Origin of the sequence: Salinisphaera sp. SWV1, from assembly GCF_052044155.1 — a bacterium.
In the GTDB taxonomy this organism is placed as follows: Bacteria; Pseudomonadota; Gammaproteobacteria; order Nevskiales; family Salinisphaeraceae; genus Salinisphaera.
The window spans coordinates 1-26,477 of the sequence record NZ_JBQDYE010000020.1 but is presented as its reverse complement, the minus strand read 5'-3'; the positions used below and the strand labels follow the sequence as shown (position 1 = coordinate 26,477).

Below are 26,477 nucleotides of genomic sequence, written 5' to 3'. Positions count from 1 at the left end.
GTCGTTTCGTTCCGTCGACTGTCGCGTCAGCCGCGCGCATCGGCCAGCAGCGCGGCGATACGTGCCGGCGCCTCGGCGAGCCCCACTGTTTCCTGTTCCCGGTCGTCGGTCAGCGGTTTGATCTGGAGTGTATCGTTGGCAGCCTCGTCGTCACCGAACACCAGCGCCAGACGGGCCCCGCTCTTGTCCGCCTTCTTGAACTGCGACTTGAAGCTGCCGCCCCCTGCATGCACGCGCAGTCGCAACTCGGGCAGCGCATCGCGCAGGCGTTCGGCCAACGCCGGCACCCGCGCGCTGGCCGCGTCGCCGGTGTGGACCAGATAGGCCTGCGGCGCCACATCGTCGAGTGCAACGCCCTGCGCCTCCATCAACGCGACCACGCGTTCGACGCCCATGGCAAAACCGGTCGCCGGCGTATCCGAACCGCCGAGCTGGGCCACCAGACCATCGAAACGACCACCCGAGCACACGGCGTTCTGGGCGCCGAGATCATCGGTGAGCCACTCGAACACGGTGCGCGTGTAGTAATCCAGGCCGCGGACCAGACGCGGATTGATGCTGTAGTCGATGCCGAGCGCGGCGATGCCGTCGCACAGTCCCTGGAAATGCGCGGCCGATTCCGGGCCGAGATAATCGGTCAACGCCGGTGCGGCCGCGATGAGCGCGGCCATCTCCGGGTTCTTGCTGTCGAGAATACGCAGCGGGTTCCGGTCCAGGCGGCGCTTGCTGTCGGCGTCGAGCGTTTCGTGATGGGCGCTGAAATACGCATGCAGCGCATCGCGATACGTCGCCCGCTCGGCCGGGGTGCCGAGCGTATTGATCTCGAGCCGCAGGCCGGTGATGCCAAGACGACTGAAAAGTCGCGACGACATCGCGATCTGCTCGATATCCACATCCGGCCCGGCCTGACCGAAGGCCTCTACACCGAACTGATGGAACTGGCGCTGGCGCCCCTTCTGCGGCCGCTCGTAGCGAAACATCGGCCCGACGTACCACAGGCGCTGCGTGGCATTATGCAGCAGACCGTGCTGGATCCCGGCGCGCACCGCGCCCGCCGTGCCCTCCGGCCGCAGCGACATGGATTCGCCACCGCGGTCGTCGAAGGTATAGAGCTCCTTCTCGACGATGTCGGTTACTTCACCGACGCCCCGCTCGAACAGACCGGTCCGTTCCATGATCGGCAACCGGATCTGTTCGTAGCCGTAGGCCGCGAACACATCGGCCGCCGTGCGTTCCAGCGTGTGCCACAACGCGTTTTCCGCGGGCAGCACATCCTGCATGCCGCGGATCGATTGAATACGCTGACTCATCGAACCCTTCTATCGTGACTGTACAGCCCGGGCGCCTGTGTCCCGTGACGCCTATTCATCACCCTGTTCCGGCGCTTTTGGTCGCCATGCCCCGTTGCGGCCATTGGCCTTATTCGCGGAAAGGCCCGATCGACGCGCGTCGCCCGACAGGACAAAACCGCGCGAAATCCATCGCGCGAATCGACGTGAGGGCACACTAGCCGTTGCCGTTGCCGCTGCTCGCCGCGTTGACCGTCAGGTGCGCGATACCGCCCCCGCTGGTATGTCCGGCGACGTCCACCGGCTGCCCACCGATGGTCACTTTCACCCCGGGCGCATAGCCGAGCGTGATCTTGTACGGCGGTGTGCCGTTGAATTCCTTGGTATCACCGGACTGGAAGATGCCCGATGCCATGCGATCACCGTTGGCATCGGTCACGCGCACCCACGACCGCTTGCTGAACTTGAGCACGAGACGGTTGGGCGGCACGGCCGGTGGCGCGTTCTGCTGCGCTGGCTCGGCGCCCGACGCGGTTGAATTATCACCCGCCGGGCTCGGCGTGGTGGTGAGGCCAAGCGACTGATTGACGTTGCGCCCGCCGGGCTGCTTGCCGGTACGCGACGAGCCGCTGTTACCGCCAACCACGCTGGGCGTGATGCTGTTGTCGGCCCCTGTCGCAACGGCGCCTTGACTGTTCGTGCCGCCGCCGGCTTTGCTGGCGTTACTGCTGCTACCCCCACCCGTACTGTTGGTTCTACTGGTGCCGGCACTGCTGACACTGGGGCTGCTGGTCGTGGGTTCGCTGCTGGGCGCGCCGCTGCCGCCAGTGCTGTTCGATGAACTGGATGAATTGAACTCGAAGGATTTCGCGCTTTGATTGGGCTGACTGGGCTGAACGGCATTGCCACTGCTGCTGTTGCCGGTGATCGCGCCCGGCACGCCAGTGGACGGCAGCACGAACACGACCGCCGCGACCACGGCCACAACGATGAGCGCAAGAATCAACAGCCCCCGGAAGCGGAAGCCGCCACCCGGGGTCACATCCTGCGGAATAATGCCGGCGCCAACCGAGCGGTGATCGAGCCGCGGCTTCGGCGCTGCCTCGCCCACCAGCGCCGTATAGGCCGCCATCAGCCGATCGACGTTCAGATCGAGGACCTTGGCGCACTGGCGATAGTAGCCGCGCGCGAACACCGGCTGCGACAACGCCTGGAAATCGTTCTCCTCGAGCGCATCGATCGTGTGGCGGCTGAGCCGGGTCTGCGCACAGAGATCCGCGACGGTGTAATCGTGTGCGAGACGCCCCTCACGCAGAATTTCGCCCGGGGTGAGGCCCTCGGACTTGTTGCGCGTCAGGCCCGGCGACGCCGCTTCGTCCTCGGCGCGCGGGGCCAGGCCCGGCTCTTTTGGTTCATCGAATTGATCGTCGTGCGTTGCGTTCATTGACGCGATGACTCCAGTTGGCTCAGCGATCGGCTTGCCGTCGGCTTGTTCGCATTGTGGCGCTTGAGATAGGCCGCCGCGGCGGACCGGTCGTGCAGCGCCAGTTCGATACGCGCGGCCAGCAACAGCTGGGCGGCATCGAGCTTGGTCGCAGCGTCGGCGCGTTCGATGAACGCGCGCGCGCTCAAGTAATTCTGCGCATGGTATTCGATTGAGGCCAGATGCGTCAGGGCTGTCGCCTGTTTCGGATCGGCCTTGAGTGCGCGACGGAAATATTGGGCAGCCTGTTTCGTGCGCTTCGCCCGGTACAGGCACAGGCCGGCGTTGGCCAGGCTGTCAGCGCGATCGCCCGAACTCCCGGCATTCAGTGCGCGCTTGAAATTAGCCAGGCCCTGATCGGTCTTGCCTTGCTCACAGAGAAAGGCAGCGTAGCTGTTGTAAACCTCGGCCGCCGGCCTTATCGACAGCGTCTTCTTGAAATACCGTTTCGCCCGAGCCGGCTCGTCGAGCCGCTCGCTCACGACCGCCATGCCCCAATTGGCGGTGAAGTTATCGGCGTCGTATTGCAGTGCCTTTTGAAAGGCCTGTCGAGCGCGGTCGTTCTGCCCCTTGTGCAAAAAGTTGGCACCCACGTTGGCATTCGCCGCGGCCGCGTCCTGGCGATTGACGCCGCCGTCCGTCGCACAACCGGCCGCCGACAGCAGCGCCGCCAGCACAACCGGAGCGACCAGCGCAACCAGACGTCGGCTCATACGCGCGGAGCCGGCCGGGATTCGACACGAATCGGCACGTCGCGGAAATGCCGTTTCTGCTTGCTGCGCACGCGGCCGACGAGCTGCCCGCAGGCGGCGTCGATATCGTCGCCGCGCGTTCGCCGCACGGTGGTGCGCAGCCCCCGGGCATGCAGCGCATCCTGGAAGGCGCGGATGCTCGCCTCGGGCGGGCGCTCGTAGCCCGAACCGTCGAATGGATTGAAGGGAATGAGGTTGACCTTGGCCTGCCGGTTACCGAGCAGCCGGACCAGATTGCGGGCATGCTCGGGCTGGTCGTTGACGCCGGCCAGCAGCACGTATTCATAGACCACGTGGGCCCGGCGCTCCTTGCCCTCGACGTAGCGATCGCAGGCCGCCATCAGCTCGTCGAGCGGATACTTGCGGTTGATCGGCACCAACTCGTCGCGTAGCGCATCGGTCGGCGCATGCAGCGATACCGCCAGAGCCACGTCCACCTCGGCACGCAGCCGGTCCATGAACGGCACCATGCCGGAGGTCGACACCGTCACCCGCCGCTTGGACAGGCCGAAGCCGTAGTCGTCGAGCAGGATACGGATCGCCGGCACCACCGCGCGGTAGTTGGCCAGCGGCTCGCCCATGCCCATGAAGACGATGTTCGACAGCGCGCGTTCGCCGTGCACCTTGCCCTGGGCACGCAGGTCATGTTCGGCCATCCAGACCTGACCGACGATTTCGGCCGTGGTCAGATTCCGGTTCAGCCCCTGCTTGCCGGTAGCGCAGAAGGAACAGTCCAGCGCGCAGCCGATCTGCGACGAGATGCACAGCGTCGCGCGATCGGCCTCGGGAATATAGACCGCCTCGATGGCGTTATCCGGATCCATGTCCTCGGTGACCGCGAGCAGCCACTTGCGCGTACCGTCGCGGCTGGCCTGTTCGCGAATACGGGCCGGCGGCCGGATCTCCGCGATCTCTGGCAGGCGTTCCCGCAGTTTCTTGGACAGGTCGGTCATGGCCGCGAAATCGGTCACGCCGCGGGCATAGATCCACTGCATGACCTGCTTTGCCCGAAATGCCGATTCACCATGCTGCTTGAAAAACGCCGACATGGCCTCCCGGTCGAGGCCGAACAGATTGACACGCGTACCGCTGGCGGTCGCGCTGGTTCGGGTCGGGGTCAGGTTGTCGCTGTCGGCATTCGTCATGGCGAATCGGTCCGGATAGGCTTCGGTTCGGCGCCTGCGCCTAGCGCGGGCAGAGGCCGCCCTGGCCGAAGAAGAAATCGATCTCGGTCGCGGCGGTGTCCTGGCCGTCCGAGCCGTGTACGGCGTTGGCGTCGATGGAATCGGCGAAATCGCCGCGGATGGTGCCGGCCTCGGCTTCCTTCGGGTTGGTCGCGCCCATCAGGTCGCGGTTCCTGGCGATGGCGTTCTCGCCTTCCAGAACCTGGACCATGACCGGGCCGGAGATCATGAACTCGACCAGCGCGTTGAAAAACGGGCGCTCGGAATGCACGGCGTAGAACTGCTCGGCATCTTCCCGCGACAGCTGCATCATGCGGGCGCCGATGATCTTGAGATCGGCATTCTCGAAACGGCGATAAATCTCACCGATCACGTTCTTGGCGACTGCGTCGGGTTTGATGATCGACAGGGTGCGCTCGACGGCCATGGATTCTCCTACTGAAACAATACGATGGATGATATACGCCGCACGCATGATGCATGTGCGCGCGGATAACCTCGCATTGTATCGCGGACACGCGTGCCCTGTCAGGGTATCGAACGAATCGAATCGATGGCGAACGCCGGACCGCGCGAACGCCCGGCGCCCGCCCGGCCACTACACCATGAACGACTCGCCACAGCCGCAGGCGTTCCTGGCCCGCGGATTGTCGAACCGGAACATGCGGTTCAGGCCTTCGGAACGGAAATCGACGATCGTGCCCGCGAGTACCTGCATATGCTTGCGGGCCACCACCACACGCGCCCCATGGCCCTCGAACACATCGTCGTCGTCGTCGATCTCGTCGGCATAGTCCATGGTGTACATGTAACCGCTGCAGCCGGACTTGCGGACACCCAGGCGCAGACCCAGACCATGTCCGCGTTTTTCAAGCTGATACCGGATCCGCGCCGCGGCGGCTTCGGTCAGCACCAGACCTTCGGTTTGCAGTGTTGTTTCGCTCATAACGCTATCGTCCCAGATTGATCATCGCGTTGGCCAACGCGTCGATCGCCACCAACCCAGCGTATCGCTGTGTCGGCGTCAGAGCCAACGCCTTCTCGACATCGGCCAATGTAAGAATACGCGCAAATTCGGTCGTCTGGCCAGTCACCTGTTCACAGACCCAGTCGGCACAGGCCACGACCACCGGCGGGCCGAACGCCGCGAACGCCGCGCGCAGCCGGGCGGCGTCGTCGCGCGCCAGGAACACGCGGCAACGCGCGTCCTCGCCGGGCGTTTCGGCGGCGCCGCTGGCCGGCCAGCCCGCGGCTGTTTCCGGCGCGACGGCCCGGGCCGGGCGCAGAAAACGTGCCATGATCGTTTCGCTGGCCAGCATGCGATTCAAACCGCCGCGGCCAGCGCACGCAGCCGCGTCACTTCGTCCGTGAACCGCTGCCCCGCCGCCGCAATGGCCGCGTCATCCACCCCGGGGCCCAGGGAAAAACGAATGGTCGCGGCCGCTTCGCGGGGCGAGCGGCCCATGGCACGGGCCACATGCGAGGACTCGCCCTTGGCCGCACTGCAGGCCGCGCCGGCCGATACCGCAAGCTCGGGCTCACCTTCGTTGAGCCCCGCCACCAGCGCCGCGCCGTGCACGCCGCTCACGCTCACGCTCAGAAACGGCGCCGCGGTGTGTTCCGGGCGCCCGTTGCGATACAGGCCGCCGACGGGCGCGATGGCGTCCCACAATGCGTCGCGCAGGCGCGCCCATGCCGGCTGTGCCGCCACGCCGTGCCGTGCCGCATGTGCCGCCGCCGCGCCAAAACCGGCAATCTGGTGCGTGGGCAGCGTGCCGGCGCGCAGGCCGCGCTGCTGTCCGCCGCCGATGACCTGGGGCACAAGCCCGATGCGCGGCACGCGCCGACGGATATACAGCGCGCCGACGCCCTTCGGGCCGCCGATCTTGTGCGCCGACAACGACATCAGCGCGATCGGCGTCCGCCTCACGTCGATCGCGAGCCGCGCCAGGCTTTGCGCCGCGTCCACATGCAGGGCGACGCCGGCTGCCGCGCATTGCTCGGCGATCGCCGGAATATCGTGGATCACGCCGGTTTCGTTGTTGACGTGCATGATCGAAACCAGATCCGGGCCCTGCGCCAGGGCGGCCGCCAGCTCGCCCGCGTCGATCGCGCCGCCCTCGTCGACCGGCAGCCAGTCGACCGTCACCCCTTTTTTCGCAAGCACACCGAGCGTGTCGCGGGTGGCCGGGTGCTCGGTCACGACGGAAACGATGCGCGCACCGTCGCCCACGAACTCGGCCACGCCGCGCAGCGCCAGATTCGACGATTCGGTCGCACCGGAGGTCCAGACGATCTCGCGCGGTTCGGCGCCGATCAGCGCGGCCAGCGTCTCGCCGGCGGCGTCCACCCGCGCCCGGGCGCGCCGTCCCGGCGGGTGCGGCGACGACGGATTGCCGGCGGCGTCCACCAGCGCCTCGTGCATGGCCTCGGCCACGCCCGGCGCCAGCGGCGCGGTGGCCGCATGGTCGAGATAGATCGCGGCGCGCATATCAGACGTGATCGGTTTCCGGGTGCTTTTCGTCAAGACGCGCGCCGAGCCGCCGGGTGAGTTGTTCCAACTCGTCCTGCCGCCGCTCCAGCGCATCGATGTGATCGAGCATGGCGTCGATGCCGCGCGCGACCGGATCGGGCATGTCCTGGGTCACGCCATACATCGAGAAACCGATCCGATCCGCGGTTTCCTTGCGCCGGTCCTCGGGCGTGCCGTCCTTGCACTTGACCAGCTTGGCCGGCACGCCCACGGCGGTGCAGCCGGGCGGGACTTCCTTGACCACGACAGCGTTCGACCCGATACGTGCGCCCTGGCCCACCGTGAACGGCCCGAGCACCTTGGCACCGGCGCCGACGACCACATCGTTCTCGAGCGTCGGATGACGCTTGCCCGGGCTCCAGCTGGTGCCCCCCAGGGTCACGCCCTGATAGATCGTGCAATCGTCGCCAATGATGGTGGTCTCGCCGATCGTGACACCGAAGCCATGGTCGATGAAAAACCGACGCCCGATCACGGCACCGGGATGAATCTCGATGCCCGTGACCCAGCGCGACAGATGCGAAATGAATCGTGCGATCCATTTCATGCCGTGGTTCCAGCACCAGTGGGCAACGCGATGCCACCAGATCGCATGCAGCCCGGGATAGGTGAAGATGACTTCCCATACGCTGCGGGCCGCCGGGTCGCGCTCGAATACCGTATCCAGATCTTCCTTAAAGCGAGCAAACATCGGCTAACCCCAAACGTGGCGCCGCGGATAGGGGCGCGCGGCCTGTCGCCGGCGCGCCATGGCGCGCATGGACCAAACGTAGACGACTATTTCGGGCCGAAAACGCCAGGATCAAGTGTAGCGCCCACGTCCAGTGGGCGGCACGCGCTATCGATCGTCGCCCGCGCCCGGCTTGCGGTTGGGCAGACGACGCGGATCCAGCGCGCGCAGCGCGCCGCGCAGGATGTTGGTCTCGATGCGATCCGGCGCGGCGCGATTGAACAGCCGCCGCAGCCGCCGCATGAGGATGCGCGGCTCGCTCGGATCGAGAAACCCCGCAGCGACCAGCACATCGTGCCAGTGCTGGAACAGGCCTTCCATATCGGCGGCCGGAACCGGCACGTGCACCTCGCCCGCGGCGATGCCGTGACCGCTGGCCACACGCAACTCATAAGCCACGACCTGCACCGCCGCCGCCAGATTGAGCGAGCTGTACTCGGGATTGGTCGGCACCTGAAGATGCAGCTGGCAACGATCCAGTTCGGCGTTGTTCAGTCCGGAGCGTTCACGCCCGAATACCAGCGCCACCGGCCCGTTGGCGGTGGCCGCGACCGCGCGCACGGCCGCGGCGCGTGCATCGATCAACGGCCACTGGGTTCGACGACTGCGAGCGCTCGTGCCGATGGTCAGCACACAATCCGCCAGCGCCTGATCCAGCGTGTCGTGCCGATGCGCACCAGCCAGCACATCGTCGGCCCCGGAGGCGCGCGCGGTGGCCTCGGGGTCCGGATAACGCTCGGGCGCGACCAGAGCCAGGTCCGACAAGCCCATAACCTTCATTGCGCGTGCTGCCGCACCGATATTGCCGGGATGCTGCGCGCCCACGAGTACGATGCGCAGGCGGGATAGCACGGCCGCGTCGGGCCTCGGGTTCTGGGGCGCGGAATCGCTCATCAAGGGACGTGGCAGCGGGGAAAAACAGAGCGCTAATGTTACGCTAGCTTCTTTTTAGGCGCCCGCTTCATGCAACCCCTGACCAATATCGCAGTCACCGCCGCGCGGCGTGCCGGTGACGTCATCCTGTCCTACTACCGCCGCGGCGATACCGGCCAGGTGACCCGGAAAGCCGAGAACGATTTCGTGACCGAGGCCGACCAGCGCGCCGAAGCCACAATCATCGACACCATCCGGCGCAACTACCCGGGGCATGCGTTTCTGGCCGAGGAATCGGGCGAGACCGGCGACTCGGACACGGTCTGGGTGATCGACCCGATCGACGGCACCATGAACTTCATGCGCGGCATTCCGCATTTCTGCGTGTCGATCGGCTGTCGCGTCAACGGCGTGGTCGAGCACGGCGTGATCTACGACCCGGTCAAGGACGAGCTGTTCATCGCCGAGCGTGGCAACGGGGCGAGCGTCGACGGCCACCGGATGCGCGTGTCGAACACGGTACGCCTGCGTGAATCGATGCTGTCCACCGGTTTCGCCTACCGCCGTCAGGGCGATATCACGACTTATCTGCCGCTGTACAACCGCATGCTGTCGGCCTGCGGGCACATGCGGCACTCCGGGTCCGCCGCGCTCGACCTGGCCTATGTGGCGGCCGGCCGGCTCGACGGCTACTGGGAAATCGGGCTGTCGGCCTGGGATCTGGCCGCCGGCATGCTCATGGTCCGCGCCGCCGGCGGCATCGCATCCGATGCGCACGACAACGACGCTGATCCGCTGGAGACCGGCAATATCCTCGCGACCAACCCCAAGCTCTACCCGCAGATGCTCGACAAGATCGTGAAAACCCCGCGCGGCGGGCGCTGATCGCGGCACGTCCTGGCCCAGCCCGCGCCCGTCCGGATGCGGCCCGCGTCATTCAGCACGGCGCGACCGGCATGCGATTCGGATTTCTCGTCTTTGACGACCCATGAAGGGCTTGACCGGCTCGGCCGCCGGGAACTGATCGGCGTTCGGGCCAACCCGGCGCAGGGCCGAGCGAACGCCTGCTGGTCGGCCAGCGCACGGACGGCATCCGCTGCGCCAAGGGCCTCCGGCTGCTGCCGGGCGACGCCGCGTTCGATGCATTGCTCGTGCCCGGCCATGCTGGCGTTGGTGCGCGCGCATCCCGCGCGTGCGCCGCTGCTGTCGGTGTGCACCAGGGCGCTGATTCCGGTCGGCGCCGGCCTGCTCGAAGGCCGCCCCAACTACGCTTCGCTCGATCGACTGGCCGGCGACGAAGCCGTTCAGGTCGTCGAGCAACGTGATGTTCGCGACGAGAACATCGGGATCTGGGCCGGCATTTCCGCCGGCATGCATATGACGCTGGCCTATATCGCCGCCACCGCGGGCGCCGACACGACCGGGCGCGCCCAGCGCCGGGCCGAGTCCTGCCCCGATGGCATCCGCCACGGCGACCCGGCCATTGATGCCGACATGCCGGCGTACATCCACGCCACATGGAGATAGTCGCTGGGCCGTCGATGACGGCCCCTCCTGGGTGCCCGCGCGCCGTCCGCCGGGCGGCGTACCGATCAGCGCGTAACCTTGGCGGCCTTCGCTGCGTCCTCTTCCTTGGGCGGGAACAGGTCCTGGGCATTGAGCTTGAAGTACAGCGCCAGCGCGCTGGCCACGAAAATCGACGAGTAGGTGCCGGTGATGATACCCACCAACAGCGCCGCAGCGAAGCCGTGGATGACCGGGCCGCCGAGGAAGAACAGCGCCAGCAGCGTCATCAGCGTGGTGCCGGAGGTCATCAGCGTACGCGCCAGCGTCTGGTTGATGGCGGCATTGGCGACTTCCTTCGGCGTGGCCTTGCGCATGCGGCGGAAGTTCTCGCGGATGCGGTCGTAGACCACGATGGTATCGTTGAGCGAGTAGCCGAGCACGGCCAGCAGCGCGGCCAGCACGGTCAGATCGAAATCCATGTGCGTGAGCGAAAACACGCCGAGCGTGACGACGATATCGTGCACCAGCGCGGCCACGGCGCCGGTGGCGAGTTTCCAGTGAAAGCGGAAGATCACATAGATGAGAATCGCGATCACGGTGTAGAGCAGCGCCAGCGCGCCCTTGTTGACCAGCTCGCTACCGACCTGCGGGCCGACGAACTCCACCGATTGCAGCTGCGCGCCCGGCGGCCCGGATTTGAGCGCATCCATCACCTTGCCGCCGACCGAGGCCGCCTTCTTCTGCCCGGCCGAGGCCGGCAGACGAATCAGCGCGGTCTCGGCGCTGCCGAAGTGCTGAACCGTGGGCTGCGCGTACCCGGCCGCGCTGAGCGCACTGCGCACCTTGTTCAGGCTGACCTCGTGCGGGTATTGCACGTGCACGACGACACCGCCGGTGAAATCGATACCGAACGACAACTTACCGACGCCCAGCGATACACAGGACACCAGCAGCACGATCGCGGACACGATCACCGCATATCGGCCCTTGCCGATGAAATCGATCGAGGTGTTGGACTTGATCAGACGCATAGCACGGGTCCTAGATCGAGAGCTTTTTGAGCCGCTTGCGGCGGCCGTACGTCAGATTGACGATCGCGCGCGTACCGATAATGGCAGTGAACATCGAAGTCACGATGCCCAGGCTGAGCGTCACCGCGAAGCCCTTGACCGGGCCGGTACCGAAGCCGAACAGCATGAGGGCCGCGATCAGCGTCGTGATATTGGCATCGAAGATCGAACTGAAGGCTTTGTCATAGCCGCTCTTGATCGCCGACTGCGGCGTGTTGCCCGCATCCAGCTCTTCGCGTATGCGCTCGAAGATCAGCACGTTGGCGTCCACCGCCATGCCGATCGTCAGCACGATGCCGGCAATGCCCGGCAGCGTGAGCGTGGCCTGCATGATCGACAGCGCGGCTATCACCAGCACCAGATTCATGAACAGCGCCAGATCCGCAATCAACCCGAATATGCCGTAGTAGATCGCCATGAAGGCGACCACCACCAGAAAACCGACCACCACCGCGCGTTCACCCTCGGCAATATTGTCGGCGCCCAGGCTCGGGCCGATGGTGCGCTCGGATACGATATTCACCGGTGCGGCCAGGGCGCCGGCACGCAGCAACAGCGCGAGATCGTGTGCCTCGCCCCGCTGCAGTCCCGTGGTCTGGAAGCGCTTGCCGAACGCACTCTGGATGTTGGCCACACTGATCACCCGCTGATCCTTGTGCTGGGTGGTGACCCTCTTGCCGTTCTTGTAATGCGTCTCCAGGCGAGTCTCGGTGTAGAGCACCGCCATCGGATCACCGACGTGCGATGAGGTCACGTTGAACATCTTGCTGGCCGCCTGGCCGTCGAGCGTCACGAAAACGGCCGGCTGGTTGGTTTTCTGATCGAAGCCGGCCGAGGCATCGACGATCTGGTCGCCCGATGCGATGACGTCATCCTTGAGCAGGATCGGCTGACCGTTTTTGGTGTGGTACAGCTGATCGCCGGACGGAATATTGCCCGTTTTGGCGGCCTGCTGCGCATCATGCTTCTGATCCACCAGGCGATACTGCAGTGTCGCGGTCTTGCCGAGCAGACGCTTGGCCTGGGCCGTGTCCTGCACGCCCGGCAGCTCGACCACGATGCGGTCCTGCCCCTGGCGCTGCACCAGCGGCTGGGACACACCGAGTTCGTTGACGCGGTTGCGCAGCGTGGTGAGGTTCTGCTCGAGCGCGAAGTTGCGGATATGCTGGGCGCGGCTGTCGGTGAGCGTCGCGACCAGCGTGTTGTCCGCGTTCGGCGCCTGCTTGAACTGCAGGTTGTTGAACTGGCTCGGCAACGCGTTCTTGGCCTGGTGCATGGCCGCGGCGCCGGGAAACACGAGCTTGACCGAGTCACCGTCGCGGTAGGCGCGCTGGTAGCGGATCGAATGGTTGCGCAGGTAGTGCGGCACATCGCGGGCATAGCGATCGTAGGTGTTCTTGAACACCGTATCCATATCGACCTGGAGCAGGAAGTGCACGCCCCCGCGCAAATCCAGGCCCAGCGACATGGGCCGGGCCTTGATCGCCCGCAGCCAGGCCGGCGTGGAGGGCGCCAGATTGAGCGCCACTGTGTAGTTATCGCCCAGCTTGCGCTTGAGGACACCGGCCGCCTTGAGCTGGGCGTCGGTACCGCCGTAACGCGCCAGCAGGCGGCCGTTGTTGAGCGTGACGGTCTGGGCTGCCATGTCCGCGTTGGACAGAATGCTCTTGACGCGGCTCTCGAGCTGCCGGGTCGCGGCATTGCCGTTGGCCTTGGAGACCTGCACCGCCGGCTGTTCGCCGAACAGGTTGGGCAACGCATACAGTACGCCGACGACCAGCACGACGACGAGCAGAAAATATTTCCACAGCGGATAACGGTTCATAAGGCCCCGATCAATCGCAAAACGCAGGTCGCTCGCCGAGCGAACTTACAGCGAATCCATCGTGCCCTTGGGCACCACGCTGGTGACGGACGACTTCTGAACGCGGATCTCCACATCCTTGGCCACTTCCACGACCAGGAAATTCTCGCCGACCTCGCGAATGCGGCCGGCCACGCCGCCGGCGGTGACGATCTCGCTGCCTTTCGACAGACTCTCGATCAGCTTCTTGTGTTCCTTCTGCCGCTTCATCTGCGGACGGATCACCAGGAAGAACATGATCGCGAAGAAAACCACGATCATGCCGATCGAATAGATGGCGCTGCCGCCTTCGGCACCACCGCCCGCGGCGTGTGCAACGGGAATCAGAAAATCCATAATAAAAAGCCCTCGTCCTCAGGTTACGCGGACTGCGCCGCAAACAAGCCGCACAGTATGCCATAGGGTTTGTTGCCGCCCGACTACCCGGGCCGCCGATGCACGGTGTCAGCCGCCACCATATCCGCCATGGGCGGCCTGTGGTGTTCCGTGGCCTTCCGCCCCGGTGAAGAAATCGCGCATGAAGGCCGCGTAGTCGCCCGCCTCGATCGCCGCGCGGATCCGCTGCATCAATCTTTGGTAGTAAGCCAGGTTGTGCCAGGTGTTCAAACGCGACGCCAGAATCTCGCCACAGCGGAACAGGTGATGCAGATAGGCCCGGCTGTAGTGCCGGCAGGTATAACAGTCACAGGCCGCATCCAGCGGCGCCGTATCGTGCTTGTGCACGGCGTTCTTGATCTTGAGCACACCCTCGTGGGTGAACAGGTAGCCGTTGCGCGCGTTGCGCGTGGGCATAACGCAATCGAACATGTCGATGCCATAGGCCACGGACGCGACCAGATCGGCCGGCGTGCCAACCCCCATCAGATAGCGCGGCGCATCGGCCGGTGTTTTCGGCAGCACGCCTTCCAGCACCGCAGCCTTGTCGTCCCAGCCTTCGCCCACCGAAACGCCGCCGATGGCATAGCCGTCGAAGCCGATATCCACCAGCGCGGCCATGGATTCGGCGCGTAGATCCGCGAATACACTGCCCTGGTTGATGCCGAACAGCTTGTTGCCGGACTCGCCGTGCGCTTCACGACAGCGCGCGGCCCAACGCATCGACAGCTGCATCGACTGGGCGGCGTCGGCCTTGGGCACCGGATAGTCGGTGCATTCATCCAGGCACATGACGATATCGGCGTTCAGCGCATGCTGGACCTCGATCGAACGCTCCGGGGAAAGATACTGGCGCGAGCCGTCGAGCGGCGACCGGAATGCCACGCCGTCCTCGCCCAGTTTACGCATCTCGGCCAGCGACCAGACCTGGAAGCCGCCGGAATCGGTCAGGATCGGCCGCTCCCAGTGCATGAAGCGATGCAGGCCGCCATGCGCGCCGACGATCTCGGTACCGGGGCGCAGCATCAGGTGATAGGTATTGCCGAGCACGATCTCGGCGCCAAGCGCCGTCAGCTCCTCGGGCGTCATGCCCTTGACGGTGCCATAGGTCCCGACCGGCATGAAGGCCGGTGTTTCGACCGTGCCGTGCGGCAGATGCAGGCGGCCGCGGCGCGCATCGCCGTCCCGGCCCAGAGCTTCGTAGATCATGGCGGCGCAGTTTAGACACGCGCGCCCGGCGCGTCGACCGGCGCGGCTGATGCGGACGCCGTCGCATCGCGGTTGACGTGATTCAATGCCGGGCCCCGGTGATCGCATCTTCGATTGAGCCGGGCACAGTGCTGTGTCTAGACTGGGCCGCCACCGCCGCCATCGCCATCGCAGAACAGGTCGTTCCATGCCGCCCATCGCTCGCTCATCCGGCCTCGCCGCGACCCTGTTCGCGACTGTCCTGCTGTGGAGTTCCATCGCGACCGCGGCCGGCGCCGGCCGTGCCGCCCTGCCCGATCTCCGTGCGCTGGCGCGGCATGCCCGAGTCAGCGCGTTCGTGGTCCGTCTACGCGACATGCAGCCGATCGCTGCGCTGAACCCCGACGAACGGCTGCGCCCGGCCTCGGTCAGCAAATTGTTTTCAGCCTCGGCGGCATTGCAGCAGTTCGGCCCGGCCCATCGCTTCACCTCGCGCTTCGCCAGTCACGGGGCCATCAGTCATGGCACGCTCAACGGCGATCTCGTGTTCGTCGGCGGCGGCGACCCGTCGCTGGACAACCGGCGTCTGCACGAACTGGTGATGCGGCTCAAGGCCCGCGGCGTGGACAAGGTCAGCGGCAATCTCGTGATCGACCAGGGCCTTTGGGGGAAGGTACCGTGCCTGACCCAGGACCGCTGCGACGCCCACGAACGCGCCTCGCACGCCTATAGCGCCCCGCTGTCGTCGGCCGGCGTGAACTTCGGCACCGTCATGGCGACGGTCTACCCGGGCAACACCGCCGGCGCGCCAACCCGCGCCGTGCTGCACCCCGAAGATCTGCCGGGCTACCGTATCGACAATCAGGTCAAGACGGTCGCCGCCGGCGCCAAGACCGGCCTGATGGCCTGGCGCACCTACGACGGCCACCGCTCCACGCTGCACATCCGCGGCACACTGGCGACCGGGCACGGCCCCTACGACTTCCAGCGCGCGGTAACCGGCGCCGCAGCAGAAACGGCGAGGGTGTTGTCTGCGATGCTGGCCAACGCGGGCATCCCTGTCGCCGGCACGGTCACCACCCGCAGCGGCAATGTCAACGCGGACGGCACCACGCTGGCGCGGGTGCAAAGCGCATCGCTGGCCGAGCAGCTGATTCCGATGATGGCGTATTCGAACAATTACATGGCCGACACATTGACGCTCGACGTCGCCGCGAACAGTGGTCAGAGCCGCCCGTTGTCGCTGCCGCGCGCGTCGCAGGCGCTCGAAGCCCTGTCGGCGCGCGCCAACGCATTCGTCTACCCCAAGGCCGCGGCCGGTCACGCGATCTTCGACAGCGGCAGCGGGCTGTCGCTGGGCAACCGTGTCTCCGCCCGCGACCTCGTCTCCCTGCTCGCTTACATGTTCCACCAGAACGCCCTGTTCCCCGCGTTCTACGGCAGCCTGCCGGTGCCGGCCTCGGCCCCGTCGAAAACACTCAAACGCGGCAATGCCGACTTCGAGACGCGACTGGTCGCCAAGACCGGCACGCTCAGCGACCCGGTCACCGTGCGCGCCCTGGCCGGCTATTTTCGCCTCGCCGATGGCGGATTCGCGGCATACGGCATCGTGATCAACGGGACCAGATCCGACCCGCACCTGACCTATCGCCAGACCGTGATGGCCTACCAGGACGATCTGGAAGGCATCCTGGCTCGACATTGAGGCGCCCGGGCGACACGCTTTCCTCGCACCGCCGCTCGCAGGTATACTCCGCACTCGCTGCGCCCGGGTGGCGGAACTGGTAGACGCGTCGGATTCAAAATCCGATTTTGGAAACAAAGTGCGAGTTCGAGTCTCGCCCCGGGCACCACGATTCAAAAGCGCTGTCCTCTGCCCACAATCGTAATCTTCATGGTGTGGCGCTGGAGCCGGCACATCGACTGCAAGCAGGCAGACAAGGCGTTGCGCGGGTTGCGACCCGAATCCAGGCGCTGATCGATTGATCGGCGTGCATGTTCGCACCGGCAAGTCGCTGCGGTGCGCTGCCATGGCTTATCATTCCTGAGTCGCCTTCGTGAAACCGGGACCGGAAATCGTTCAAAAAGGACCAAAATCGCGTCGGGATAAACAACCCGTGTCGAGCGGCGTGGCGGGCCTGGACGCCGTGCTCCACGGTGGTTTTGTGCCCCGTCGCGCTTATCTGGTTTCCGGCGGGCCTGGCAGCGGCAAGACCACACTGGGACTGCATTTCCTGACTGCGATCCAGGGCGAACCGGCACTATTGGTCAGTCTTGGCGAGGCGGCGGACGACATCCGCGCCGACGCCGAAAGCATCGGCCTGGATCTGTCCACGATCACGCTGCTCGATCTTACGCCAGGACATGCCGACGGCGACCACGCCAGTTACAAATTGCTGGAACCCTGGGAGGCCGAGGCCCCGGACCTGCGCGAGCGCATCGATTCGGTCTGCCCGGATGGCCTGCCGCAGCGCATATTCATTGATGCTCTGAGCCAGTTCCGCCACCTCGTGCCCGATGCCTTCCAGTTCCGTAAGCAGGTCATGGCGTTGCTGCAATACCTCACGGCTGCCGGTGCGACCGTCGTTTTCACGGCTGAACAGGGCTCGGCGGCGGATGACGACCTGCAATACCTGGGGGACGGCATCCTGAAGCTCGAGCAGGGCCCGGACGGGCGAGCACTGCATATCGTCAAGCGCCGCGGCGCGGGTTTTGCCGAAGGCCGGCATGCCGTGCGCCTCGATAGCCACGGGATGCAGGTCTATCCGCGCCTGGTTCCCGAGGACCACCAGCAGACGTTTGTCGCCGAGACGATTCCTTTCGGGCTGGCCGAACTCGATGCGCTGACCGGGGGCGGATTGCAACGGGGCACCGTCACCCTGGTCTCCGGGCCATCGGGTGTCGGCAAGACATCGCTCGGGGCCCATGTGATGGGCGAGGCAGCGCGCCGGGGGGAGCGCTCGGTCATCTTCACCTTCGAGGAGCGGGTCGGCACCCTCAGCCATCGTTGCGAGCAGATCGGCATCCCGATAAGCCAGATGATCGACACCGGTACGCTCGCGGTTCGAGAGATCGAGCCGTTGCGGTACATGCCCGAGGAATTCGCCTGCAGCGTCCAGCGCGAGGTGGAAGAACGCGGCGTCCGAATGGTCATGCTCGACAGCCTCTCGGGCTATCGTCAGTCCGTACGCGGCCGGGACATCACGCCGCATATCCATGCGCTTTGCCGGTATCTTTCGAATATGGGCGTCACCGTGCTGCTGATCAACGAGATCAGCGCCATAGCCGGCGGCGAGGTCCGCGTGAGTGAATACGGTATCAGCTATCTGGCGGACGCCGTGCTCATGCTGCGCTACATGGAGCTTGACGGCGAGTTGCGCAAGACCATCGGCACCCTCAAGAAGCGTACCGGCGATTTCGAGAAGACGCTGCGCCATTTCAACATCACCCGTAACGGCCTCAGCGTGGGCGCCCCCATCAAAGGGATGCGCGGCATCATCAGCGGCATGCCTGAGTTGCTGGACAACGCGTAGGGTCTGCGGATGACACCAGACTCTGGCGTAGCGTCAGCGACGGAAGACACCGGGGCACGGGTCGGCGTGGCCATCCGCTCGGATGGCGATTACCGGCTGCTTGCGCGGCTGCTGGCACCGGACGATGGCCTGACCCTGATCCGCCTGCAGCAGGACGACGGGCTGGATTCCGTCAGGCTGGATCTGCTCATCGTCGATGCGTTATCGTTTCGGCGTCTGCGCGAGCCGATCATGCGGCGACGCGAAGAAGCCGGGCTGGTCGTGCTCCCGGTGCTGGTACTCGCGTCACAGAATAAAGGCGCGACGGGACCGCTACCGGCAGAGCTGGGATCTTCGATAGAGGATATTCTGCGTCTTCCGACGACCGGTCCTGAACTGCGTGCGCGTATTTCCAATCTGCTGCACCTGCGGGCGCTTTCCCAGCGCCAGTACCTCGCCCACGACGCGACGCGTCGGGAGCTCAGCGGACTGAGCCGAGCGCTGCGTACGCTGCACGCCTGCAACGAGATCATGCTGCGCAAGACCACCGAGGAGGGATTGCTCGGTGCGATCTGCCGCATGATCGCTCAGTTCGAGGGATATTCCCTGGCCTGGGTCGGTTTTCTGGAGGATGAAACCGGCTCGCAAAGCGCCGGCAACATCCGAAAAGTCGCCATCGCCGGCCCTGCCGCCGAGTTTGCCCGAAGCACTCGAGTGGAGGTAGGCGCCCCCGCTCGGGGACAGGGACCCTCCGGGCGTGCCATTACCACGGGTGAAACTCAGATCGCCGCCGACCTCGCCCTGGACGCCAGCGTTGAACCCTGGCGCGAAGAAATCAGGGCCTGGGGCCTGGGCGCCATGATCGCGCTGCCGCTCAAGCCGAGCGCGGGGCCGCCGGGTGTGTTGAGCGTGTTCTCGGCGCACAGCGGCGATTTCGAAGGCGAGGTACGCAAACTGCTCGAACGTCTGGCCGCGAACCTCACGTTCGGGCTGGACAAGTTGCAGATGCAGCGTGAGCGCGAGCGTCAGGCGGATGAGATTCGCCAGCTCGCCTATCACGATCCGCTCACGGGGCTGCCCAACCGGCGTTTTCTGCTGCAACAGTTCCACCAGGATCACACGGCGCGAATCGCCCAAGGGGGCAAACCGAAGGCGGCGGCCGTGCTGTTCATCGATATCAACGATTTCAAGCTGGTCAACGATGCGCTGGGGCATGTGGCGGGCGATCACATGCTGCGCAGCGTCAGTCAGCGTATTCAGGGCACCCTGCGTCAGAGGGACTGGGTGACGCGCCAGGGTGGCGATGAGTTCATTGCGATCATGATGGACAACCCACGGCGTGCGCTTGCCGCCGAGGACCCTGAACAGAGCGTGCGACGCCTGGCCGAAGCCGCGGAGACGCTGGCAACACGCATCATCCGGATTCTGCGTCGTCCTTTCGATATCGAGGGATTCAACCACCGTATCGGTGCGAGTATCGGCATCAGCCTGTTCCCCTACTACAGCGCGGACCCCGAATCGGTGATCAGCCAGGCCGACACCGCAATGTACCAGGCCAAACAGGCCGGCAACGGTATCGCCTTCTATTCCCCGGAGACGGCGCAGAGGCGCCAGCGGCGTTTCACGCTCGAAGCGCGCTTGCACCATGCGTTGGAGCACGAAGAATTCAGCCTGCACTATCAGCCGCTGTGGGAGACCACGACCGGACGGGTCGTGGGCGTGGAGGCCCTGCTGCGCTGGCAGGATAGCGAAGGCGCCCGGATTTCTCCGGGCGAATTCATCCCGGTGGCCGAGGAAATCGGCCTGATCGGGCCGATCGGCGACTGGGTTCTGCGGACCGCCGCACGCCAGATTGCGCAATGGCGGCGCGATGGCCTGGGGCTGTATATGTCGGTGAATCTTGCCGTCAGCCAATTGCAGGGGCCGGACGCGGCGCGCCATATCGCCGATCTGGCGGCCGCAGGCGGCGCGGCACCGGAGTGGTGGTCGCTCGAGGTGACCGAGGATATGCTGATGCACGACGTGGAATCCGTCGAGCATTCCATGCGCGAGCTCAGCGCACTGGGGTTTCGCTTCGCACTGGATGACTTCGGCCGCGGCTACTCGTCGCTTGCGCGCCTGCAGTCGCTGCCATTGCACACCCTCAAGATCGACAAGTTGTTCGTGGACGAACTGGCATCGAACGAGCGCGGCGACTCCATCATCGCCGCAATCACCGATATGGCACGTAATCTATCGATGGAAACCCTGGCGGAAGGCATCGAGACCGACGCCCAGCGCGCGCGACTGGTCGAGCTGGGCTGCCGCTGGGGACAGGGCTTCTGGCTCAGCGCGGCCCGTCCGCCCGAGGAGATTCCATCGTTGGTGGAGGCGGCGGCCGTCGTCGGATCGTGAGGAGCAAAGCCCCGTGCCCAGGCGCGGCTAGATTGCAGGTTCCACGCTTGCTGCTCACCGAGCTTGGGCCGCAACACCCTAATCGATCATGTACGACACTCAGCCGGCTGAATGAGCCAGGCCATTTTTCCGCAAGTGCACGCGAATGAGTGTAAACAAGGAGGCAGATCAAGGCACTGCCGCTTCAGATGGGTGAGCAATCGTGTCGTCAAGCCTTTACTGAACTTTGCACACAATCAAGGCGCCCCATGCGCCGAAAAGCCTTAATCATGCGATGAATTGGCATGGCAATACATTCAAACCCCGGGGCGAATCCATTGTCTGAATGCTCGGACTCATTTTCCCCCAATCAATTGGTTGCTCGTATGTCCCTTCAATCCGCCGCAGCCGAACACGGCCCCGTCACGCCCGGGAAACCCCAGATGAAAATAGACCCACGCCTACGCGCCGACTGCCATCGACTGGGCACGCTGGAACGCGCCACCGTACTGCTGCATCGTCATTCGGCGGTGGGCTGGCTGATCCTGGTGCCCGATACCGATGCCCAGGACTGGCACGAACTGGACGACGCGGAATGCGAGCGCGTGAATGCCCAGATCCGTGCATTGTGTGCCTGGGCCGCCGACGGGTTCAACGCCGACAAGATGAACGTGGCGACGCTGGGCAATGAGGTCACCCAGATGCATATTCATATCATCGCGCGCCACCGTCACGATGCCTGCTGGCCCGCGCCGGTCTGGGGCCGGCTGCCGGCCGGCGACCCCGGCTACGACGAAACCCGCATTGCAGGGCTGCGCGCGGCGCTGTCGCGCGATCTTCGGCTGGTCCCCGCGGAGGCGGACGAGGCATGAGCACCCGGCACGACGAACTCGAAGTCCGGATCGCCTATCAAGACGATGCGATCGAACAACTCAGCCGGCAGCTGTTCGCCCAGTCACGCGAGCTCGCGCGCATGGCCGAGCGTTGCCGGCAACTCGAGCAACGCGTACAACGGCTGGCCGAAGGCGAGCCGGATGCCGCGACCGACGAAACCCCGCCGCATTACTGACAACGCACCGGCCGCCGCGCGCCGACCCGTTCCGGGCGGGCCGGCGCACAGGTGACGGCGATCAGAACTGGATTCGCCCCCCGCCCTGACCGCCGCCCAAGCCCCCCTGACCGCCGCCCTGGCCGGGCACCTGGATCTTCTGGCTCTGCTGCCGCTGCATTTCCTTGAGCTCCTCGATCGCCCGCTCGGCTTCGGCATTGACCGCCGCGGGAAACTGCTCGATCGCACCCGCCAGGTCGTCGGCTTCCAGCTCGAACGACAACGGCAGGCTGCCCGCCGGCGTCATCAGGCTGGCCGACCCCTCGTAACGCACGTCGCGCGAATCGTCATCCTCGCCATTGGCGGTCACCGGAATCAGCTTGCGGATACTGCCCACCTTCAGATCGGAGAACGACTCTTCCCGGTACATGTGATCCGCATCGATCTTGATCTCGGGCATGTTGTTGTCGGCCATCTCTGAAATCCTGTCGCTATGATTGATGGGACAAAGGATAACAGCGACCGCGGGAACGTCGAGCGCTCGACCACGGGCGCGCGCGCTTCGCCCGTCGACCGGACGCGATCGCCATGGCCGACTCGCCACACGGCGGGTCGCCGCGCGGATATGCTTCTGCAGCTCGCTCTTGAAGCGGGGCCGCAACGCGTCTTCCGCCTCGTCTTCATTCGGACCGGTCGCCGTGTTCTGCTGCATGCCCTGATACAGCGAGCGCGGCGCGGTATCGCCGCCGGCACCGGCCGGCACCGGCCGGCGTACGCAACGGCTCGTACTGGCGGCCGCCGCGATCACCGTGCCGGTGGCATCCTGCGATTCGCCGACCCGGACCATGATCCGCAACACCCGCACGCCGGCGGGCAGATTGTCGTCGCCGACCGTAATCACCGCCTGACCGGCCTGGGACAACACCTCACGGGCCATCGCCTCGATCAGGTCATCGGCGAGCACGGCCTGGCTGGCCCGGGTGCCCACGATATCGAGATACAGCGGGCGCTGGCGGCGGCGGCGGCAACAAGCAGCAATGCGCCGGCCAGGAGCGCCATCCGGGCGGCATGGTGCACGCGTCGCCGCCGCCTCAACCGGTGTTTCTCATGCCGGCGGCGATGGCATTGATCGAACGCAGGACCGGATCGAGCCAGACCCGGTCACCCCCCTCGCGATAACGCGTGAGCGCCGCGATCTGGATGTGGTTGAGCGGGTCCAGATACGGCCGCCGCCGATCGAGTGACGTACGCAGCACCGGATCATCGTCCAGCAGACTGGACTCGCCGGTGATGCCGAGAATGCCGGCAACCGCGCGCTCGTATTCGGCGTGAATGGCTTCGAAGATATGCCCCTGCCCCGTTGCCAGCTGGGCATATTCCGAGGCGATCGTCATGTCCGCCTTGGCCAGCGACATCTGGACGTTGTCGATGATGGTGCGGAAATACGGCCATTCCCGATACAACGTCTGCAACGCCGGGGTGTCGACGCCGCCTTCGGTGAGTGCGGTGCCCAGGCCCAGCCAGCCCGGCAGCGTATGCCGTGACTGCGCCCAGGCGAACACCCAGGAAATCGCCCGGATCGAAGACTTGTCGAGCCTGGCCTTCGACGGCCGCGAACCGGGCCGCGAGCCGATGTTCAGCGCGCCGATCTCGGCGGTCGGCGTGGCCGCCTGGAAATAATCGAAGAACCCCTCGGTATTCTCGGTCAGGTCGCGATAGAAACGCTCGCCGCGGTCCGAGAGTTTCGCCGCCTTGTCGGAGAAATCGGCATCGGTAGCCCGGGTGCCACTGGCCTTGAGGGTGCCGGTCACCCCGAGCGTGAGTTCGTGTACCGCGGTTTCCGGGTTGCTGTACTTGGCGAAGATCATCTCGCCCTGTTCGGTGAACTTGATCTTCGAGCGGACGGTGCCCGGCGGCTGCGACAGGATCGCCTGATGGGTCGGCCCGCCGCCGCGGCCGACGGTGCCGCCGCGACCATGGAACAGCACGCAGTCCACGCCATGGCGCTCGCACAGGGCCACGGCCTCCTGCTGGGCGCGATACAACTGCCAGCGCGAGGTCATGATGCCGCCGTCCTTGCAGGAATCGGAGTAGCCGAGCATGACTTCCTGGCGCAGCATGCCGTCGTCCGCGCCGGCTTCGACGAAGGCCCGGTAGTGGCTGTTTTCCAGCAGCTTGTCCAGCACCGGCTCGATGTGTTCCAGATCGGCGACGGTTTCGAACAACGGCGCGATCGCCAGCGGCGGCGCGATCTCGCCGCCCGGCTCGTACACGCCGGTCACCCGCATCAGCCAGACCAGCGCCAGCACATCCGAGGCACTGTGCGTCATCGAAATCACATAGCTGCCAAAAGCGGCGTTGCCGAGGGTACGCGTGAACTCGCGCACCACGGCCAGGCTTTCCAGCGTGTCTTCGACATCCGAGGAGATGTCGAGTCGGCCGAGCGCCGGCGTATCGTCACGGGCCAGTTCGCGGTCGAGAATCGCGACCCGGCCCGCCTCGTCCAGCGACGCGTAGTTCGCCTCGATCTTCAACGCCGCCATCAGCTCCTGTACGCATTGCGTGTGCCGGGTCGATTCCTCGCGCAGGTCCAGACGCGCGAGATGAAAACCGAAGGTCTCGACCAGGCGCTGCCAATCCTTGATGCGATCGTGGGCGATCGCCTCGTCGCCGTGGCCGATCAGCGATTCACGCATGATGCGGATATCGTCGACCAGATCGGCCGCCGAGGCATAAGCCAGCGGCGGCCGCTCGCTGCGCTCGGCGCGCAGCCGCAGCTCGGTCTGGATCTGGTCGATCATCGCCGAGATCCGGCGGCGCATGAGATAGAGCTTGCGCCGATACGGCTCCGCGGCGTAGCGCTCCGGGCGCGTTCCGGTGTGCGCGGCGAGGCGTTGTTCGTCGTCCTCCAGCCCGGCCAGGAATGCGTCGCTCGGGCGACACCAGCGCGCCGAAAAGGCCAGCCGGCTCGACAGCTCATCGATACGGCGCAGATATTCCGACAGGATCTCGCGCGACTGCAGACGCAGCGCATAGCGGGTCTCGCGGGCGGTGACATACGGGTTGCCGTCGCGGTCGCCGCCGATCCAGGAACCGAACGCCAACACGGCCGGGGCATCGACGCGCTCGCCGTAGTTGTTCTCGATCGCCTTTTCCAGGTTGCGATAGATCTGCGGCACGCTCGAAAACAGCGACGCCCGGAAGTAGTACAGCCCGTTGCGGATTTCGTCCTCGACCGTGGGCCGCGAGCCGCGCAGTTCCTCGGTCTTCCAGAGCACCTGGATGTTCTGGCGGATGTGCTCCTCGATTTCGGCGCGCTCGAGCTCGTCGGGATTGCCGAAAGTCAGTTGCTGAAACCACTCGAAGATGCGCCGCAGCGCGTCCAGCACCGCGCGCGGCTTGGCCTCGGTCGGATGGGCGGTAAACACGGGGATGAACGACAGATTCGACAGCTGCGCCATGGCGTCGTCCAGCGTCACGCCGTGGCCGGCCATGTCGGCAAGGGTGCGATTGAACGAACCGAGCCAGCGCGGATCGCCGCCCGCGGCCAGGCGGCGGCGCGTGCGATGCGCGTGCAGTTCTTCCAGCAGGTTGGCCAGATTGAAATAGATCGCGAATGCGCGCGTGACCTCGGTCATGGTCTCGGCCGGCAGCGAATCGATCGTCAACATCAGCCGGGCCCGCTGTTCGGCGTCCTCGGTCTCGCGCAGGGCGATGAATCCCCGGCGCAGCGTTTCGACCGTGTCGAAGACCTCGGAACGCGCCTGCGACTGGAGCACGTCGCCCAGCAGCGAGCCGGCCCGGCGGACCTGGGCGCGCAGTTCGCGATCGGCCTCGGCGAGATCGGCGTCGCCGGCGGCGGGATGCTTTTCGTTGATCGATGGATTCATGCGTCTGGCTGACCTGTCTTCGTTTTGCCTGTCACCGGAGCATATCAGCGTTGGCGCGGCTTGCCCGCAGGACACCCGGCGCCGGACACTGATGTAGCATGAATGCGCCGGACGCGACCGGCGATGACCGACTCACGGCCCGAACCCGATGCCCGCCATGCCCGAGCCCATGAATTTCTGCCCGAACTGCGGCGCCCCGACGGTCTTTCGTGTACCCGAGGGCGACGACCGCAAGCGCAACATCTGTACCGCGACCGGGGAGATCTTCTACGACAACCCGCGCAACGTGGTGGGCACCATCGTCGAACGCGACGGGCGCATCCTGATGTGCCGGCGGGCGATCGAGCCGCGGCTGCATTTCTGGACGCTGCCGGCCGGCTTTCTCGAACTCGGCGAAACCAGCGCCGGCGGCGCCGCGCGCGAAACCCTCGAGGAAGCCGGCGTTCAGGTCGGTCAGCCGCGCCTGTTCAATCTGATCGATGTCACCCACATCGGCCAGATCCACATATTCTTCATCGCGGATATGATCGGCGACGACTACGCGCCCGGCCCGGAAAGCGCCGAGGTGCGCTTTCTCGCCGAGGACGAAATCGATTGGCCGCAGCTGGCATTCCCGACCATCCATCGCACGCTCCAGCGATACTTCGCGGATCGCAGGGCCGGCGAGTTCCGCATCCACGTCGAATCGCTGGGAGCCACGGACTGGCGCGCAATGGCGCTGGACCGGGAACCGCGCGATTAGGGTCTTGGGGCCGTTTACGACCCGCCCGCACGGGCGGCCGTCCGCAACGATCGACGCGGTCGCGG

Annotated in this window: 24 protein-coding genes and 1 tRNA gene; 9 read left to right on the top strand and 16 right to left on the bottom strand. The window is 65.7% G+C overall.

What is annotated here, in order from left to right:
* Positions 1–26: 26 nt before the first annotated feature.
* The 10 genes from hisS to ACS8YF_RS10985 all read right to left on the bottom strand — a co-directional run bounded on the left by hisS (position 27) and on the right by ACS8YF_RS10985 (position 8,865).
* A complete protein-coding gene (gene hisS, locus ACS8YF_RS11030; protein ID WP_440850274.1) occupies positions 27–1,310 on the bottom strand; it encodes a histidine--tRNA ligase in 1,284 nt (427 codons plus the stop codon).
* Positions 1,311–1,506: 196 nt separating this feature from the next.
* Positions 1,507–2,733: a helix-turn-helix domain-containing protein gene (locus ACS8YF_RS11025; protein WP_440850273.1), complete on the bottom strand. Its 1,227-nt coding sequence runs from the start codon at positions 2,731–2,733 to the stop codon at positions 1,507–1,509.
* The gene (gene pilW / locus ACS8YF_RS11020) at positions 2,730–3,485 is read right to left on the bottom strand and encodes a type IV pilus biogenesis/stability protein PilW (protein WP_440850272.1); all 756 of its coding nucleotides are present in this window, start codon (positions 3,483–3,485) and stop codon (positions 2,730–2,732) included. The genes ACS8YF_RS11025 and pilW overlap by 4 nt, the downstream gene beginning before the upstream one ends.
* Complete coding sequence (gene rlmN, locus ACS8YF_RS11015; protein ID WP_440850271.1) at positions 3,482–4,669, bottom strand: 23S rRNA (adenine(2503)-C(2))-methyltransferase RlmN; 1,188 nt, start codon at positions 4,667–4,669, stop codon at positions 3,482–3,484. Before rlmN ends, pilW begins: the two co-directional genes overlap by 4 nt.
* A gap of 40 nt (positions 4,670–4,709) precedes the next feature.
* Complete coding sequence (ndk, locus tag ACS8YF_RS11010; RefSeq protein ID WP_440850270.1) at positions 4,710–5,135, bottom strand: nucleoside-diphosphate kinase; 426 nt, start codon at positions 5,133–5,135, stop codon at positions 4,710–4,712.
* A 171-nt stretch (positions 5,136–5,306) separates the two neighbouring features.
* Positions 5,307–5,654, bottom strand: a complete 348-nt coding sequence (locus ACS8YF_RS11005) for a HesB/IscA family protein (RefSeq protein ID WP_440850269.1) — start codon at positions 5,652–5,654, stop codon at positions 5,307–5,309.
* Positions 5,655–5,658: 4 nt separating this feature from the next.
* Complete coding sequence (locus ACS8YF_RS11000; RefSeq protein WP_440850268.1) at positions 5,659–6,027, bottom strand: iron-sulfur cluster assembly scaffold protein; 369 nt, start codon at positions 6,025–6,027, stop codon at positions 5,659–5,661.
* A 5-nt stretch (positions 6,028–6,032) separates the two neighbouring features.
* Complete coding sequence (locus ACS8YF_RS10995) at positions 6,033–7,199, bottom strand: cysteine desulfurase family protein (protein ID WP_440850267.1); 1,167 nt, start codon at positions 7,197–7,199, stop codon at positions 6,033–6,035.
* A 1-nt stretch (position 7,200) separates the two neighbouring features.
* The gene (gene cysE, locus ACS8YF_RS10990; RefSeq protein ID WP_440850266.1) at positions 7,201–7,932 is read right to left on the bottom strand and encodes a serine O-acetyltransferase; all 732 of its coding nucleotides are present in this window, start codon (positions 7,930–7,932) and stop codon (positions 7,201–7,203) included.
* 147 nt (positions 7,933–8,079) lie between these two features.
* Positions 8,080–8,865, bottom strand: coding sequence for an RNA methyltransferase (locus tag ACS8YF_RS10985; RefSeq protein WP_440850265.1), 786 nt, complete (start codon positions 8,863–8,865; stop codon positions 8,080–8,082).
* Between the two features lie 69 nt (positions 8,866–8,934).
* On the opposite strand from ACS8YF_RS10985, the gene ACS8YF_RS10980 reads away from it, so the two are divergent.
* Positions 8,935–9,729 (top strand): inositol monophosphatase family protein, encoded by a 795-nt coding sequence (locus ACS8YF_RS10980; RefSeq protein ID WP_440850264.1) that lies wholly within the window; start codon positions 8,935–8,937, stop codon positions 9,727–9,729.
* Between the two features lie 276 nt (positions 9,730–10,005).
* The gene (locus ACS8YF_RS10975) at positions 10,006–10,371 is read left to right on the top strand and encodes a hypothetical protein (RefSeq protein WP_440850263.1); all 366 of its coding nucleotides are present in this window, start codon (positions 10,006–10,008) and stop codon (positions 10,369–10,371) included.
* Positions 10,372–10,436: 65 nt separating this feature from the next.
* On the opposite strand, the gene secF is transcribed toward ACS8YF_RS10975, so the two are convergent.
* The 4 genes from secF to tgt all read right to left on the bottom strand — a co-directional run bounded on the left by secF (position 10,437) and on the right by tgt (position 14,868).
* Positions 10,437–11,381, bottom strand: coding sequence for a protein translocase subunit SecF (gene secF / locus ACS8YF_RS10970; protein ID WP_440850262.1), 945 nt, complete (start codon positions 11,379–11,381; stop codon positions 10,437–10,439).
* Between the two features lie 10 nt (positions 11,382–11,391).
* Positions 11,392–13,245 carry a protein translocase subunit SecD gene (gene secD, locus ACS8YF_RS10965; protein ID WP_440850261.1) on the bottom strand — a complete coding sequence of 618 codons (1,854 nt, stop codon included), beginning with the start codon at positions 13,243–13,245 and terminating at the stop codon, positions 11,392–11,394.
* A 45-nt stretch (positions 13,246–13,290) separates the two neighbouring features.
* On the bottom strand, positions 13,291–13,620 hold the full coding sequence (yajC, locus tag ACS8YF_RS10960; protein WP_109995016.1) for a preprotein translocase subunit YajC: 330 nt from the start codon (positions 13,618–13,620) through the stop codon (positions 13,291–13,293).
* 108 nt (positions 13,621–13,728) lie between these two features.
* A complete protein-coding gene (gene tgt / locus ACS8YF_RS10955; protein ID WP_440850260.1) occupies positions 13,729–14,868 on the bottom strand; it encodes a tRNA guanosine(34) transglycosylase Tgt in 1,140 nt (379 codons plus the stop codon).
* A gap of 187 nt (positions 14,869–15,055) precedes the next feature.
* Between tgt and dacB the strand changes: the two genes are divergently transcribed.
* From dacB to ACS8YF_RS10925, 6 genes are all read left to right on the top strand, one after another.
* Positions 15,056–16,552: a D-alanyl-D-alanine carboxypeptidase/D-alanyl-D-alanine endopeptidase gene (gene dacB / locus ACS8YF_RS10950; RefSeq protein ID WP_440850259.1), complete on the top strand. Its 1,497-nt coding sequence runs from the start codon at positions 15,056–15,058 to the stop codon at positions 16,550–16,552.
* 61 nt (positions 16,553–16,613) lie between these two features.
* Positions 16,614–16,700, top strand: a tRNA-Leu gene (locus ACS8YF_RS10945).
* A 264-nt stretch (positions 16,701–16,964) separates the two neighbouring features.
* Entirely contained in the window at positions 16,965–18,380 is a 1,416-nt protein-coding gene (locus tag ACS8YF_RS10940; protein ID WP_440850258.1) for an ATPase domain-containing protein, read from the top strand.
* Between the two features lie 9 nt (positions 18,381–18,389).
* Positions 18,390–20,753 carry a putative bifunctional diguanylate cyclase/phosphodiesterase gene (locus ACS8YF_RS10935; RefSeq protein ID WP_440850257.1) on the top strand — a complete coding sequence of 788 codons (2,364 nt, stop codon included), beginning with the start codon at positions 18,390–18,392 and terminating at the stop codon, positions 20,751–20,753.
* 422 nt (positions 20,754–21,175) lie between these two features.
* The gene (locus tag ACS8YF_RS10930; RefSeq protein WP_440850256.1) at positions 21,176–21,604 is read left to right on the top strand and encodes an HIT domain-containing protein; all 429 of its coding nucleotides are present in this window, start codon (positions 21,176–21,178) and stop codon (positions 21,602–21,604) included.
* The gene (locus tag ACS8YF_RS10925) at positions 21,601–21,801 is read left to right on the top strand and encodes a SlyX family protein (RefSeq protein ID WP_440850255.1); all 201 of its coding nucleotides are present in this window, start codon (positions 21,601–21,603) and stop codon (positions 21,799–21,801) included. Before ACS8YF_RS10930 ends, ACS8YF_RS10925 begins: the two co-directional genes overlap by 4 nt.
* A gap of 61 nt (positions 21,802–21,862) precedes the next feature.
* On the opposite strand, the gene ACS8YF_RS10920 is transcribed toward ACS8YF_RS10925, so the two are convergent.
* Positions 21,863–22,768, bottom strand: coding sequence for a hypothetical protein (locus ACS8YF_RS10920; RefSeq protein ID WP_440850254.1), 906 nt, complete (start codon positions 22,766–22,768; stop codon positions 21,863–21,865).
* 103 nt (positions 22,769–22,871) lie between these two features.
* Positions 22,872–25,670: a phosphoenolpyruvate carboxylase gene (gene ppc / locus ACS8YF_RS10915; protein WP_440850253.1), complete on the bottom strand. Its 2,799-nt coding sequence runs from the start codon at positions 25,668–25,670 to the stop codon at positions 22,872–22,874.
* A gap of 169 nt (positions 25,671–25,839) precedes the next feature.
* Between ppc and ACS8YF_RS10910 the strand changes: the two genes are divergently transcribed.
* The gene (locus tag ACS8YF_RS10910; protein ID WP_440850313.1) at positions 25,840–26,412 is read left to right on the top strand and encodes an NUDIX hydrolase; all 573 of its coding nucleotides are present in this window, start codon (positions 25,840–25,842) and stop codon (positions 26,410–26,412) included.
* Positions 26,413–26,477 lie beyond the last annotated feature (65 nt).